This is a genomic window from Pseudomonas sp. RG1, assembly GCF_025910115.1.
Classification (GTDB): Bacteria; Pseudomonadota; Gammaproteobacteria; order Pseudomonadales; family Pseudomonadaceae; genus Aquipseudomonas; species Aquipseudomonas atacamensis.
Map to the genome: position 1 here is coordinate 98970 of NZ_JAPCIK010000019.1, position 12552 is coordinate 111521.

17 protein-coding genes are annotated in these 12552 nt (G+C 60.2%); 11 read left to right on the forward strand and 6 right to left on the reverse strand.

Translation table 11 applies throughout. The features are described 5' to 3' along the window. Positions 1-24 precede the first annotated feature (24 nt). The 6 genes from OK411_RS11860 to OK411_RS11885 all read left to right on the forward strand — a co-directional run bounded on the left by OK411_RS11860 (position 25) and on the right by OK411_RS11885 (position 3180). Positions 25-534 carry a CinA family protein gene (locus OK411_RS11860; RefSeq protein ID WP_264364933.1) on the forward strand — a complete coding sequence of 170 codons (510 nt, stop codon included), beginning with the start codon at positions 25-27 and terminating at the stop codon, positions 532-534. After that, positions 531-1049: a hypothetical protein gene (locus tag OK411_RS11865; RefSeq protein WP_264364934.1), complete on the forward strand. Its 519-nt coding sequence runs from the start codon at positions 531-533 to the stop codon at positions 1047-1049. The genes OK411_RS11860 and OK411_RS11865 overlap by 4 nt, the downstream gene beginning before the upstream one ends. 7 nt (positions 1050-1056) lie before the next feature. Next, the gene (locus OK411_RS11870) at positions 1057-1512 is read left to right on the forward strand and encodes a DUF421 domain-containing protein (RefSeq protein ID WP_024012534.1); all 456 of its coding nucleotides are present in this window, start codon (positions 1057-1059) and stop codon (positions 1510-1512) included. Positions 1513-1598: 86 nt separating this feature from the next. Further along, positions 1599-1826: a PLD nuclease N-terminal domain-containing protein gene (locus OK411_RS11875; RefSeq protein ID WP_024012535.1), complete on the forward strand. Its 228-nt coding sequence runs from the start codon at positions 1599-1601 to the stop codon at positions 1824-1826. A gap of 41 nt (positions 1827-1867) precedes the next feature. Further along, entirely contained in the window at positions 1868-3037 is a 1170-nt protein-coding gene (locus OK411_RS11880; RefSeq protein ID WP_264364935.1) for a zinc-dependent alcohol dehydrogenase, read from the forward strand. Then, positions 3034-3180 carry a hypothetical protein gene (locus tag OK411_RS11885; protein WP_016774259.1) on the forward strand — a complete coding sequence of 49 codons (147 nt, stop codon included), beginning with the start codon at positions 3034-3036 and terminating at the stop codon, positions 3178-3180. The genes OK411_RS11880 and OK411_RS11885 overlap by 4 nt, the downstream gene beginning before the upstream one ends. Before the next feature lie 112 nt (positions 3181-3292). Here the strand turns inward: OK411_RS11885 and OK411_RS11890 are convergent, their stop codons facing one another. After that, positions 3293-4519 (reverse strand): MFS transporter, encoded by a 1227-nt coding sequence (locus OK411_RS11890; RefSeq protein WP_264364936.1) that lies wholly within the window; start codon positions 4517-4519, stop codon positions 3293-3295. 107 nt (positions 4520-4626) lie between these two features. Between OK411_RS11890 and OK411_RS11895 the strand changes: the two genes are divergently transcribed. Continuing rightward, positions 4627-5082, forward strand: a complete 456-nt coding sequence (locus OK411_RS11895; RefSeq protein ID WP_264364937.1) for a winged helix-turn-helix transcriptional regulator — start codon at positions 4627-4629, stop codon at positions 5080-5082. A 158-nt stretch (positions 5083-5240) separates the two neighbouring features. After that, positions 5241-5666, forward strand: coding sequence for a VOC family protein (locus OK411_RS11900; protein ID WP_264364938.1), 426 nt, complete (start codon positions 5241-5243; stop codon positions 5664-5666). On the opposite strand, the gene OK411_RS11905 is transcribed toward OK411_RS11900, so the two are convergent. Beyond that, on the reverse strand, positions 5667-6581 hold the full coding sequence (locus OK411_RS11905; RefSeq protein WP_264364939.1) for a LysR family transcriptional regulator: 915 nt from the start codon (positions 6579-6581) through the stop codon (positions 5667-5669). A 202-nt stretch (positions 6582-6783) separates the two neighbouring features. On the opposite strand from OK411_RS11905, the gene OK411_RS11910 reads away from it, so the two are divergent. From OK411_RS11910 to OK411_RS11920, 3 genes are all read left to right on the forward strand, one after another. Continuing rightward, positions 6784-8124 carry a nucleobase:cation symporter-2 family protein gene (locus tag OK411_RS11910; protein ID WP_264364940.1) on the forward strand — a complete coding sequence of 447 codons (1341 nt, stop codon included), beginning with the start codon at positions 6784-6786 and terminating at the stop codon, positions 8122-8124. A 33-nt stretch (positions 8125-8157) separates the two neighbouring features. Continuing rightward, the gene (locus tag OK411_RS11915; RefSeq protein ID WP_016774265.1) at positions 8158-8667 is read left to right on the forward strand and encodes a nucleoside deaminase; all 510 of its coding nucleotides are present in this window, start codon (positions 8158-8160) and stop codon (positions 8665-8667) included. A 178-nt stretch (positions 8668-8845) separates the two neighbouring features. Continuing rightward, positions 8846-9580: a class I SAM-dependent methyltransferase gene (locus OK411_RS11920; protein WP_122750668.1), complete on the forward strand. Its 735-nt coding sequence runs from the start codon at positions 8846-8848 to the stop codon at positions 9578-9580. Here the strand turns inward: OK411_RS11920 and OK411_RS11925 are convergent. From OK411_RS11925 to OK411_RS11940, 4 genes are all read right to left on the reverse strand, one after another. Further along, positions 9577-9825: a DUF6555 family protein gene (locus OK411_RS11925; RefSeq protein ID WP_041480580.1), complete on the reverse strand. Its 249-nt coding sequence runs from the start codon at positions 9823-9825 to the stop codon at positions 9577-9579. The two genes, OK411_RS11920 and OK411_RS11925, sit on opposite strands and share 4 nt — an antisense overlap. 84 nt (positions 9826-9909) lie before the next feature. Further along, entirely contained in the window at positions 9910-10116 is a 207-nt protein-coding gene (locus OK411_RS11930; RefSeq protein WP_050977883.1) for a hypothetical protein, read from the reverse strand. A gap of 178 nt (positions 10117-10294) precedes the next feature. Next, positions 10295-11227 (reverse strand): MBL fold metallo-hydrolase, encoded by a 933-nt coding sequence (locus OK411_RS11935; RefSeq protein ID WP_016774269.1) that lies wholly within the window; start codon positions 11225-11227, stop codon positions 10295-10297. A 39-nt stretch (positions 11228-11266) separates the two neighbouring features. Next, on the reverse strand, positions 11267-12469 hold the full coding sequence (locus OK411_RS11940) for an NAD(P)/FAD-dependent oxidoreductase (protein ID WP_264364941.1): 1203 nt from the start codon (positions 12467-12469) through the stop codon (positions 11267-11269). Positions 12470-12552: the final 83 nt, after the last annotated feature.

A 12552-nucleotide genomic window follows, 5' to 3' on the forward strand; every position in this document is an offset into this window, starting at 1 on the left:
CAATAACAGCTTCGAGAGCATGCCATGTCCATTGCCAAGGAAACGATTGAATACCTGCGCCAACATTCACTGATCATCACCACCGCCGAATCCTGCACGGCCGGGGAGATCGTCATGTTGCTGTCGGAAGTACCCGGCAGCGGCGAGCTGATCGAGTGCGGCTATGTGGTCTATTCGCCGCAAGCCAAGCAGCGCCTGCTGCACGTCAGCCCGGCGACCATGGCCACCTTCAATCTGACCAGCGTGGAAGTGGCCAGTGAAATGGCCATCGGTGCGTTGCGCGACAGCACCGCCAACGTTGCCGTCGCCACCACCGGCATTCTCGGACCCGACGATATGGACGGCATCAAGGCCGGTACGGTGTGTTTCGCCTGGGCGTTCCAGTTCGATGACAAACATTTTCTGTTCAGCACCCAGCAATGGTTTGCCGGATCGCGCAGTGAAGTGCAGACCCTCGCTTCTGAATTCGCCCTGCAGCAGTTGCCCGATTATCACCGTCGCGCCTTGCGCGGCGAAGGAGGGTGGCGCCGATGAAGCACGACGCTGACCATCCCGATCTGCGCAGTCGGCAGTTCCCGGTGCAGGAGGACATGGCCTATCAGTTGAAGGTCTGGCGCTTCGAGCACATCGGTTGGTACCTGTTGGTGCTGTGCATGCTGCTGGGCCTGCTGGGGCTGTTTTCCCGGGGCGTGCTCAGTTCGCAGGACGCTCGCAGCGATGACGGTAAAGTCCAGATCGAATACGAGATGTTCCATCGCAACGGCTCGACCAACCCGCTGAAACTCAGCGTGCACACGGCGCCTGATGCCACTGTCGAACTCGACATCGGTGGCGAGATGCTCGATGGCTTCAGCGTCGAAACCATGCAACCGGCCCCGGTGCGTATGCGCAGCTCAAAACAGGGCATGCGCTTGTGGTTGCAGGCAGATGCCCAGGGCCAGGCGACGCTCTATGTGACGCTGCGCGGTGACGGATTGGGCCTGTTTCGCAGCCATATCCGCGTGCCGGGCTCGAGCGAAGTGAAGCTCACTCAATTCATTTATCCATAGGTGACCCATGGACTCGGTGTTGCGCGCACTCGCGATGTATCTGGCACTGATGGTGCTGTTCAAAATTGCCGGCCGGCGTTCGCTGGCCGAGCTGACGACGTTTGATTTCGTCCTGCTGATGATCATCGGTGAAGCCACCCAGCAAGCGCTGCTCGGTGATGATTTTTCTCTAACCAATGCGTTTCTGGTGATCATTACGCTGATCGCTGTGGATGTCGGTTTTTCCCTGCTCAAACAACGTTCCAGTTGGGTGTCGCGGCTGATTGATGGCGAGCCGACGATCATTGTCGAGAATGGCAAGCTGTTGCACCGACGCTTGCGTCATGCGCGGCTGGTCGAGGCGGATGTCATGGAGGCGGCACGCTCCAGTCAGGGCATAGAAACCATCGACCAGATCAAATTCGCAATCATCGAGCGCAACGGCAAGATTTCCGTGATCCGCCAGGATCCGGAAGGCGGCTGAACCTTTGACGCCCCAGGGCCGCAATTTTTTTGAACGCTGAAAAAGCCTCACAGCCCAATGCTTACAAGTCATCGGAGGATTGCGAAATGAACGAGGCAGCCAGTTATTTTTCCATCGCCGTGGCGGTGATCATTCTGCTGGTCGACCTGTGGGCGATCGTCAGTGTGTTTCGCAGCAACAAAAGCGTCGGCGTCAAAGCCGCATGGGCGATCGGTTTGATCGTATTTCCGGTGCTCGGCCTGATCGTGTGGGGCATCGCCGGCCCGCGCGGCGTCAAGGAAGGGCCTTCGTCGCCGGAGCACAGTAAGGGTTAAGAACCCTGATTTGCGCACATCCGGAAAATGGGAGGTGAACGATGAAAGCTGTTGTATTTCATGGCGTCGGCGATATCCGCCTTGACGATGTGCCCGAGCCAACCATTCAATCGCCGACCGATGCCATTGTCAGGCTGACCGCGTCGGCCATTTGCGGCACCGATCTGCATTTCATTCGCGGCAGTGCGCCGGACATGCAGCCCGGGACGATCCTTGGGCATGAAGGTGTGGGGATCGTCGAAGCACTTGGCGAAGACGTGCGCAACCTCAAGGTTGGCGATCGCGTGCTGATTCCCTCGACCATTGCCTGCGGCAACTGCTCTTACTGCCGCGCCGGCTATTTCGCCCAGTGCGACGTGGCCAACCCCAACGGTAAAACCGCTGGCACGTCATTTTTTGGCGGGCCGAAAACCACCGGGCCGTTCGATGGCCTGCAAGCCGAGAAAGCGCGCATCCCTTTCGCCAACATTGGTCTGATCAAACTGCCGGACGCCATCACCGACGATCAGGCGATTGCCATGTCGGATATTTTTCCCACTGCCTGGTTCGGCGCCGACATGGCCCGGATCAAGGACGGCGACACGGTGGCGGTGTTCGGCTGCGGGCCGGTCGGGCTGTTTGCGATTATCAGCGCGAAGCTGATGGGCGCCGGCCGGGTGTTCGCCATTGATGGCCTGGAAGATCGCCTCGCTCGCGCCCAGGCATTGGGTGCCGAGTGCATCAACTTCGAGAAAGAAGATCCAGTTGAAACCATTGCGCGCCTGACTGCGGAAATTGGCGTCGATCGGGTGATCGAGGCCGTGGGCATCGACGCCAACCATTCCCATCATGGCCATCATCATCCTGCGCAGTGGCAACCGGGTGATGCGCCGGCGCAGGCGCTGGAGTGGGCGGTCAAGGCTGTGGCCAAGGCCGGCACGATTTCCATCATCGGTGTCTATCCCGCCGGGTTCGACAGCTTCCCGATCGGCGAGGCGATGAACAAGAACGTACGCATCAATATGGGCAACTGTCATCATCGCAAATACATTCCCAAGCTGATCGAAATGACCCTCGCCGGGCGCGTCGATCCAGCGAAAGTGCTGACTCAGGATGAGCCTTTGACTGACGCGATTTCGGCGTTCAAGGCGTTTGATCAACATCAATCCGGCTGGATCAAGGTCAAGCTGGAACCGGGTAGCGATACCACTGCTGACAGGAGATCGTCATGAAAAAAATCTGTGTATGTCTGGGGTTCTGCTCGATGTTTCTGTTGAGCGGCTGCTTCGATTCCAACGATGCACCCAACAAGGACGGTGACAAAAGCAAACCGTCGGTGCAGATGCAGACCGAGAAGCCTGAGGAGGGCAAGTAACTGCTGGCAAATAATCCCTGTAGGAGCGAGCCTGCTCGCGAAGGCGTCAGGTCGGACAACTCTGTGCTGACTGATGCTCCGTCTTCGCGAGCAGGCTCGCTCCCACATTGGTTCATTCGTGTGAATAAACGTACTCCAGCCACACCCAATACATCAGCGCCACAGCACTGATTCCGCCTCCGAGAAAACACACCGCCACCCAGCCAGAGTGCGCATAGGTATACGTCGCCGCGATAGCGCCCAAACCACTGCCCACCGAGTAAAAGCACATATACGCACCGACCAGTCGACTCTGCGCATCGGGCCGTGCGGCGAAGATCAGGCTTTGGTTGGTGACGTGCACCGCTTGCACGGCGAAGTCGAGCAGGATCACTCCGACAGCCATGGCCAGCAGCGAACTGTCGACAAATGCGATGGGCAGCCAGGACAGCGTCAGCAGCGCCAAGGCGATGCCAGTGGTGCGATTGCCCAAGCCGCGATCGGCCAGGCGCCCAGCCCGTGCGGCGGCGAGCGCGCCCGCCACTCCGGCCAGACCAAACAGGCCGATCTGCGTGTGGGACAACGACAGGGGCGGGGCGCTGAGCGGCAGCACCATCGACGTCCACAACACACTGAAGGCGGCGAAAATCAGCAGGGCGAAGATGCCGCGGACGCGCAGTACCCGCTCAGTCAAAAACAATTCCAATACCGAGCGCAGCAGTCGCCAGTAATTGCCCTGTGCGGGCGGTTTTACCGAGGCGGGCAGGGTGCGCCATAACAGCAGGGCCAAGCCGATCATCATGACTGCCGAGACAAAATACACGCCGCGCCATCCGGCCAGATCAGCCACTACGCCGGAAACGAAACGCGCCAGCAAAATGCCCAGTACCACGCCACTGGTGACGGTGCCCACCGCGGCGCCGCGCTGCTGCGGGCGTGCAAAGCTGGCGGTGCAGGCGACCACCACTTGCACCACCACCGCCAGCAATCCCACCAGCATCATGGCACCGAGCAACACTCCCCAGCTCTCGGACAGGCCCACGGCACACAGCGCCGTCGCAGACAAAAGCAGTTGGCTGACGATGAGTTTCTTGCGATCGAGCAGATCACCCAGCGGCACAATGAACAGCAGCCCGACCGCATACCCGGCTTGCGTGGCCGTGACCACAACGCCGATTGCACCGGATGAAACGCCGAGGCTGGCGGCCATCGATTCCAGCAATGGCTGTGCGAAGTAGACATTGGCCACCGCCATGGCGCAGGTGATTGCAAAAAGAAAAGTCTGCAAACGACTCAGCCCGGTCGTTGCGCTGTCAGTTGCGGCTTGCGCATTGACCAGGGTTTGCGTCTGGCAGGGCATCCTTGCTTCCTCTAAGTGTGGTTTTGAATTGAAACCGATACGTTGATCTTTATTCATTCGGGTTGTTAAATGCAACCACATTCAATAGCCGATCCATCAGGAACCACATGGCCCGACAACAAACATTGGCGCAGAGCGAATGCCCGGTGGCCCGAACCCTCGAAGCCATTGGTGATCGCTGGGCCTTGATGATCATTCGCGATGCGTTCGATGACGTGCGCCGTTTCAGTGAATTCCAGAAACGTCTGGGCCTAGCCAAGAACATCCTCACGGTCAAACTGAAAATGCTCGTCGAGCTCGGCGTGTTACGGATTCAGCCCGCGTCCGATGGCAGCGCCTACAAGGAATACGTGCTCACCGACATGGGCCGCGCGGTGTTCCCAATCGTGGTCAGCCTGCGGCAGTGGGGCGAGCGCTTCCTGTTCGCGGAAGGCGAGGAGCATTCGGTGCTGCTCGACAACGAGGGGGCCGAGCCCGTTGAAACCATTGTCGTACGCTCCAGAGCCGGTGCCGTGCTGAGCCCGGAGGATTGTCACCGACAGGTTGTCAGGCGCGGGCAGTGAAACCGGGCGGATAGCCGTGGCACGTATCGATAGCCGCGCCTTCTCGTGACATGTCGGGTCGGCGTCTGGCGGGTTTTTGATCTAGGCTGTTTTCGATCCTCGATCAGCAGCGGTACGCCGTTGCCATATTTCCAGCAACGCGACTACCGGAGTGCCTGATGAGCCTTTCACCTTTCCACCTCGCCATCACGGTCTACGATCTTGCCGCTTGCCGGCGTTTTTACGGTGAAGTGTTCGGCTTGGAGGAGGGCCGGTCCAGCGCGCAATGGGTCGACTTCAACTTCTACGGCCACCAATTGGTGATCCACGAACAGCCGAAAACGGCTGCCCAGCAAAGCATTAATAGCAACCCGGTAGACGGTCACGACGTACCGGTCCCGCACTTCGGCATCATTTTGCAGTGGGAGCAATGGGAGGCACTGGCTGAGCGACTGAAATCATTCGGCACGCAATTCGTGATCGAGCCCTACATTCGATTCAAGGGTCAGGTCGGCGAACAGGCGACCATGTTTCTACTCGATCCCTGCGGCAATGCGTTGGAATTCAAGGCGTTCAAGGACATGAGTCAGGTGTTTGCCAAATGATCAGAGCGTAGTGGTCTGGCCGTTGCGATCGCGCTCATAAACCTTGTTGGCCTGCAGCTTTTCCTTGAGCCAGCGCTCGGCCGTGCCCAGCGGCCGTTGGCGTGCCCATAACAGGTCGACGCCGATTTGCCAGTCGGTATGCGGGTACGCCGACAGCTGCAACTCGACCAGTTCGCCATTGCCCAGTTCACGCTGGATCAGTTGGCGCGGCAAGGTCGCCCAGCCGAGGCCGGCGCGGACCATTTCCAGCAGCGCCAGATAGCTTTCCGCTTGCCACAGCTGCGTCGAACGCAGGTATTCACTGCTCGGCAGTTTGCTGGCGTGCGCACTGAACGCCAGGCGCCGGTGCACGTGCAAATCGTCGAACGTGACGTTGTCCAGTTGCGCCAGCGGATGATCGGGATGGCAGACGTGCAGCATGATCAGTTTGCCCAGTTGCTGGAACGCCAGTTCCCGAGGATAGCCCGGTTGCGAAAACGCCACCCCCAGCACCGCCTCGCCACTGCTGACCAGTTCGCTGACATCGCCGTAGACCGGGTGACGAATGATTAGATCGACAAACGGGAAGGCCTGCTCGAACGCTTGCAGCACCGGCATGATCGGGCCGTACGGCGTTTCAATCGCCAGGGTCAGGCTCGGTTCGACGCTATCCGAGAGGCAATCAGCGTGGGCCTCGAAGGTCATGCAGCGCTCCAGTACCGCTTCTGCCTGCACCAGTAATTTATGCCCGCTGGCGGTGAGGGCAGGGCTGCGATTGCGGCGGTCGAACAGCTCGACGCCAAGGTCGGTTTCAAGATTGGCGATCGCTGCGCTGATGGTCGATTGCGTCTTGCCCATCTTGCGCCCGGCGGCGGAGAACGAGCCGCTTTTCACCACTTGGACGAACATCAGCAACTGATCGAGTGAGAAGCGCACGCGGTGTACTCCGAGGTTGAGCGAGACGGCGATTGTGCCGCGTCTTTGCCATCGAAAAAAGCGATGGTTGCCAATTTGTTTCATCGTTAAAAACATTCAAGGATGACCCCGCGTCTTCGAACGCCGGGGCCGATTCTCTCTGTGCATCTGTCCCTGAGCGCCCGCGATTACAACCAACGCTGCCCCTTCAGGAGCTTGTGCCATGACTACACAACGCGTTCACCCGGTCGACGAGGTGTTGCCCCTGCGGCAGCTTTTCACCTTCGGTCTGCAGCATGTTCTGGTGATGTATGCGGGAGCGGTGGCGGTGCCGCTGATTCTCGGCAGTGCGATGGGGCTGACGTCGGCTCAGGTGGTTTTACTGATCAACGCCAACCTGCTGACGTCCGGTGTGGCGACGTTGATTCAGACCCTCGGCTTCTGGAAGTTCGGCGCGCGGTTACCGTTGATTCAGGGCTGCTCGTTCATTGCGCTGGCGCCGATGATCATGATCGGCAAGGAGTTCGGCCTCAGCCAGATCTTTGGGGCGGTGATCGCCGCCGGCTTCCTGACCATCGCACTGGCGCCGGTGTTCAGCCGCTTGCTGCGATTCTTTCCACCCGTGGTGATTGGCAGCCTGATCACCATCATCGGTATTTCACTGATGCCGGCGGCGGCAATCTGGCTGGGTGGCGGTGATCCCGATTCGCCTGACTTCGGTCGCCCGGCCAATCTGCTGCTGGGCCTGGCCACGGTCAGTGTGACGCTGGTGATTTATGCGAAATTCAGCGGTTTCATCGGCAATCTCAGTGTGCTCATCGGCTTGTTTGTCGGCAGCCTGATCGCTGCCGCCTGCGGCATGACGCACTTCAATCGGGTCAGCGAGGCGGCGTGGTTCGAGTTGAGCGCGCCAATGGCGTTCGGTCCGCCGGAATTTTCTCTGGTACCGATTCTGATCATGACCCTGGCGATGCTGGTGATCATGGCCGAGACCACTGGCAACTGCCTGGCCATCGGCAAACTGGTCGGCAAACCGACTACGCAGCAGACCCTCGGCAACGCCTTCCGCGCCGACGGCTTGTCGACCATGCTCGGTGGTGTGTTCAACAGCTTTCCCTATAACGCCTTCACGCAAAACACCGGCCTGATTGCTCTTTCGAGCATCAAGAGCCGCTTCGTCGTCGCCGCCGCTGGCGCAATCATGGTGTTGATGGGCTTGTTCCCCAAGCTCGGCGCGCTGATTGCGGCGGTGCCGACGCCGGTGCTGGGCGGCTGCGCGATCGTCATGTTCGGCATGACCACGGTGGCGGGCATTCAGGAATTGTCACGGGTGCAGTTCGAAGGCACGCGCAACGCCATCATTGTTGCGGTGTCGGTCAGCGTCGGCGTCTTGCCAATGTCGTTTCCGGCCCTGTTCGAACACGTCGGCCCGCCGCTGAAACTGGTGCTCGATAGCGGCATTTTTCTCGGTGCGATCACCGCCATTCTGCTCAATGTACTGCTCAACAAACAAAAACCATCGACCGACGCCGTCGGCGCTTCCACGGCCGAACTGGCTGACTGACCTTTGTCTTTTCCCACTGCCCAGGAGTTACCCATGAATCAATTCACTCAGCTTGTCCCGGCCGGCGTCAGCGATCTGGACCTGGCATTGCTGCGCCAGACCATCGCCCTGTCGCAGGCGTCGAAACAACGTGGCCGGCACCCGTTTGCTGCGCTGGTGGCGGACCGCGACGGCAAGGTCATTGCCGAAGCGGGCAACAATTCGATGCCGCCGGAGGGTGATCCCACCCAGCATGCCGAACTGGTCGCGGTCGCTGCGGCGGCGAAGCGGTTGTCACCCACGGAGCTGGAGGCGTGCACGCTGTACACCAGCGCCGAACCTTGCTGCATGTGCGCGGGCGCGGTGTATTGGACCGGAGTCGGGCGAGTGGTGTATGCGTTGTCGGAACATGCTTTGCTCGGGCTGACCGGCGATCATCCAGAGAACCCGACGTTCTCGTTGCCGTGTCGCGAAGTGTTTGCCAGAGGGCAGCGCACGGTGAGCGTTTTCGGGCCGATGCTGGAGGCAGAGGCGGCTGAACCGCATAAAGGATTCTGGTCTTAGTTGTTATGGATCGTTCCCACGCTCCTGCGTGGGGACGCATCCGCTGACGCTCTGCATCACTTTTACTTCGCCGGGATGACATCCACACATTCCCCAGCGGAATGCCCCCCATGAAATCATTGGATTTTTCTTCTCCACGCTCACCGCGTAGCGTGTCGCAAAGACAAGGAGAATCGCCATGACCCAACCCGCCACTGACGCCGCCGGCAAATTCGACACCTCCCGCGCCAATGAATATGCCCGGCAAAGCCGCATTGCCTTGGCTGGCTACGATGCCTGTCACGACCTGTCGGCCTGCATGCTCGCCGCCAGCCTTGGGCAGTCGCGTCCGGCAAACGTGCTGGTGGTGGGCGCGGGGGGCACCGCGCAGGAAATCATCGCCATGGCCGCGCTGGAGCCGGATTGGCACTTCACTGCGGTCGATCCTTCCGGGCCGATGCTCGATGCTGCGACCGAACATCTGCGCGCCAATGATCTATTGCACAGAGTCCAGATACATCTCGGTCATGTCGAAGACTTGCCGGCCGACGCATCTTTCGACGCCGCCACCCTGATCGGTGTACTCCATCACCTGGGCGGTGATGAGGCCAAGCAACAAATACTGCGCTCCATTCAGGCCCGCCTCAAACCCGGCGCGCCATTGATCGTGGCCGGCAATCATTACGCTTACGCCAGTCAGCCGTTGCTGCTGCAAGCCTGGAGCCAGCGCTGGCGACAGCAGGGCGCAACCGCTGACGAGGTGCAGGCGAAACTCGGTAAGATTTTGCAGGGCGCTGATCCGCCGCACTCGGAGGCGGCGGTGCAGGCCTTGTTACATGGTGCCGGATTCGGCGATGCCACACGGTTTTTCAGCAGTCTGTTCTGGAGCGCCTGGCTGACGTGCAAGCTCAGCCAGGCGACCCGATTTGCCTAAGCCTCCGTCCAGTCCAGCGCAGCCGTCTCGCGCCATTTCACCTCCGTAATCCCATAACGCTCGGCCTGGGGTTTGGAAACCACTTTCAACGGTGGTTTTCCCGGCTTCGGAATCGGCGCAATACCGGCGTCACAGCTCGCCCAATGCCAAGCGTCGGCGTTGCGCATACTCTTGGCGCGGATGACGAATGATTTTGGCTGGTCGTGATGTTTGTATTCGATGACGAAAATATCGGTGCTACGCATGAGTTCCTCCTTACGCTCATACGTAAATGATTTTGTCCGACAAGAAAAATTCAAAGGATTTTCTGGCCGGATGATCAGCGTCACTCAGCGCTCTAAAACGCGGTTCTTCATGAAGCCGCGCAGGTTCATCAGGAACAGGCAAAGCTGCAGAACGATCAGCGCGTAAGCCCCGGCATGGACGCCCCAGATCACCCACAGCAAATTGCTCAGACTGAAACAAACGAAGCCGCTCATGCGCCGTTGCGGTCGTTGCGAACCGATCAGCCACGCGGCCAGAACGGTGACCAGCATCGCCGGCCATTGCACCCAATCCAGATATGCCAACGCTCTGTCCTCTGCACAGATTTGTTTGATGCAGAAAGGGTACACAGCAACCGAAGGATGGTCACCGCCCGCACGGCTCTGCGTAGCAATGGCGGTGAAAAAGGTTTCGCCCGGCAGAAGCCGGGCGAAGATTTCAGGCGCGCAATCAGTAATCCCAAATCGCAGGTATCCAACGGAAAGCAGCACCATTGATCGCGACCCTACCCACCGAAGGGAAGGCCAGATGCGTGGCGACGAACAGCTCGCCGCTGGCGGCGGCTTCCTTGAGCATGCGCACGCGCACTTCCACCGATTTGGCCGGATCGTGTTCGAAACCGTTGTGCCAGTCGGGGTGATCGAACGCCACCGGGAACAATGCGTCACCGGCAAAGGTCAGGCGCTCGCCACCGGAGTTGACGTAGACCACGCAGTGCCCTGGCGTATGACCACCGGTGAGTTTTGCAACTACGCCAGGTGCAACCTGACATTCGTCTTCGAAGATGTGCAACTTGCTTTCATAGTGGTCGATGAACGCGTTGGCGGTGCTGCGCAGGACGTCTGGTACTGGTGCGGGCATGTCGGTGCTGGTGAAGTCTGGCGTGGACCAGAAATTCACTTCGGCCGCGGTGACGTGGATGCGCACGTCGTGACGCAGACGGCTCTTCACCGAGTCGACCAGCAGGCCGCCGATATGGTCCATGTGCATGTGCGTGATGACGATATCAGTGATGTCGGCGAGATCCACCCCGGCAGCGGCCAGGCGCTTGGGGAACTGCCCGGCACGCGGGAAACCAGGGAATTGGCCACCGAGGCCGGCGTCGACGAGGATGACTTGTTCGCCGCTACGCACCACCAGCACGTTGAGCGCCCAGTCGAAGGCGTCAGGGCCCAGATACATTTCCTTGAACCAGGCGGCACGGTCGGCGGGGTCGGCATTGGTTGACATGGTCTGGGTCGGCAACGGCAACACGCCGTCGCTGATCACCATCACGTCAATGTCGCCCAGGCGCAGGGCGTAGCGCGACGGCACCAGTTCTTCGCTTTGCGTTTGCAGGGCCACCGCGCGGTTGGCGGTGAAGGAATCCAGATGCAGGGTCATGGTGTTCTCCTTGTTTTCAGGGCTAAAGCGGAGGTGAAATCAGGCTACAGGAATCAGCGGATCGGCGGCCGCGAGGGCAGCGCGACGATCTGCGGCGGGCGGGTAGATCCACACCGTGTTGATCTGCGTCTTCAGCTCTTTGGCTTCGGCCTTCACCAGTTTCAGCTGACGATCCCAGCCTTCCGTGTACACCGCGCCCCAGGCGCCCAGATCCAGGCAAGTCACGTACTTGGGCTGGCGATACATTGTCGGAGCGACGCCGAGGAGATCGGCGGCGGCGTTGTTGCCGGCGTAGCGACCCAAGCTGATCGCGTGCTGGCAAGACATCGCGGCATAGTTGCCGAGGTCGTCTGTGGCGGCGCGAGCGACATCACCAGCGGCAAAGACGTGATCGATGCCTTGCACCTTGAGGTTGCCATCGACGTGCAGGCGGCCCTGGCCATCGCGTTCGGCGTCGAGTTGTTCGGTGAGCGGGCTGGCGCGGAAACCTACGGTCCAGATCACGGTCTGGCTTTCGATGTGGCGGCCATCGGCGAGGGTGACGCCATTGGCATCCACAGCGGCAACGCTGGCATCGACGATCCATTCGATACCCAGGTCATTGGACGCCTCGATGATCGACGGGCGAATGCCATCACCCATGGTCGCGGCGATGTCCTTGCTGCGATCGACAATGATCACGCGCAGGTCTTGATCCTCACCGAGGATCGCACGCAGGCGCGCCGGCATTCCCGTCGCAGTTTCAATCCCGGTGAAACCGCCACCCGCGACCACCACGGTGTTGCGCGCAACGCTGGGCGGTTGGTTGCCGAGGGCGATGAGATGACGTTCCAGACGCGCCGAGGATTCGATCTGATCGACATCGAACGCATGCTCCTTGAGGCCAGGCACCGGAGGCCGAGCGAGCTGGCTGCCGCTGGCGAGAACCAGCCGATCGTAGGCCAGTTCATCCGGACGCCCGGCCTCGTCGCGGTAGCCGACTCGGCGCGCCCGGGCGTCGATGCTTTCAGCGGTGCCTTTGACGAAGCGCACACCCACCGCATCGAACAGCGCGTCGAGCGGCGCGTACATGCTGTGCACGTCCGGCTCGTAGAAGCGCGGGCGAATACGCAATTCGGCTTGCGGGGCGAGCAGCGTGATCTCGACATCCTGACGGGCATGCATATCCAGCAAACGCGCAGCGCTCAGCGCACTCCACAGCCCGCCGAACCCTGCACCGATCACCAATAATTGCTGTTTCATAATGTGCTCCCTGACGCTGATGGATGGATGACACCCGAGTCCGATGCGGACTCTGGCGTGACGATCACTGGCCGCCGTAACTG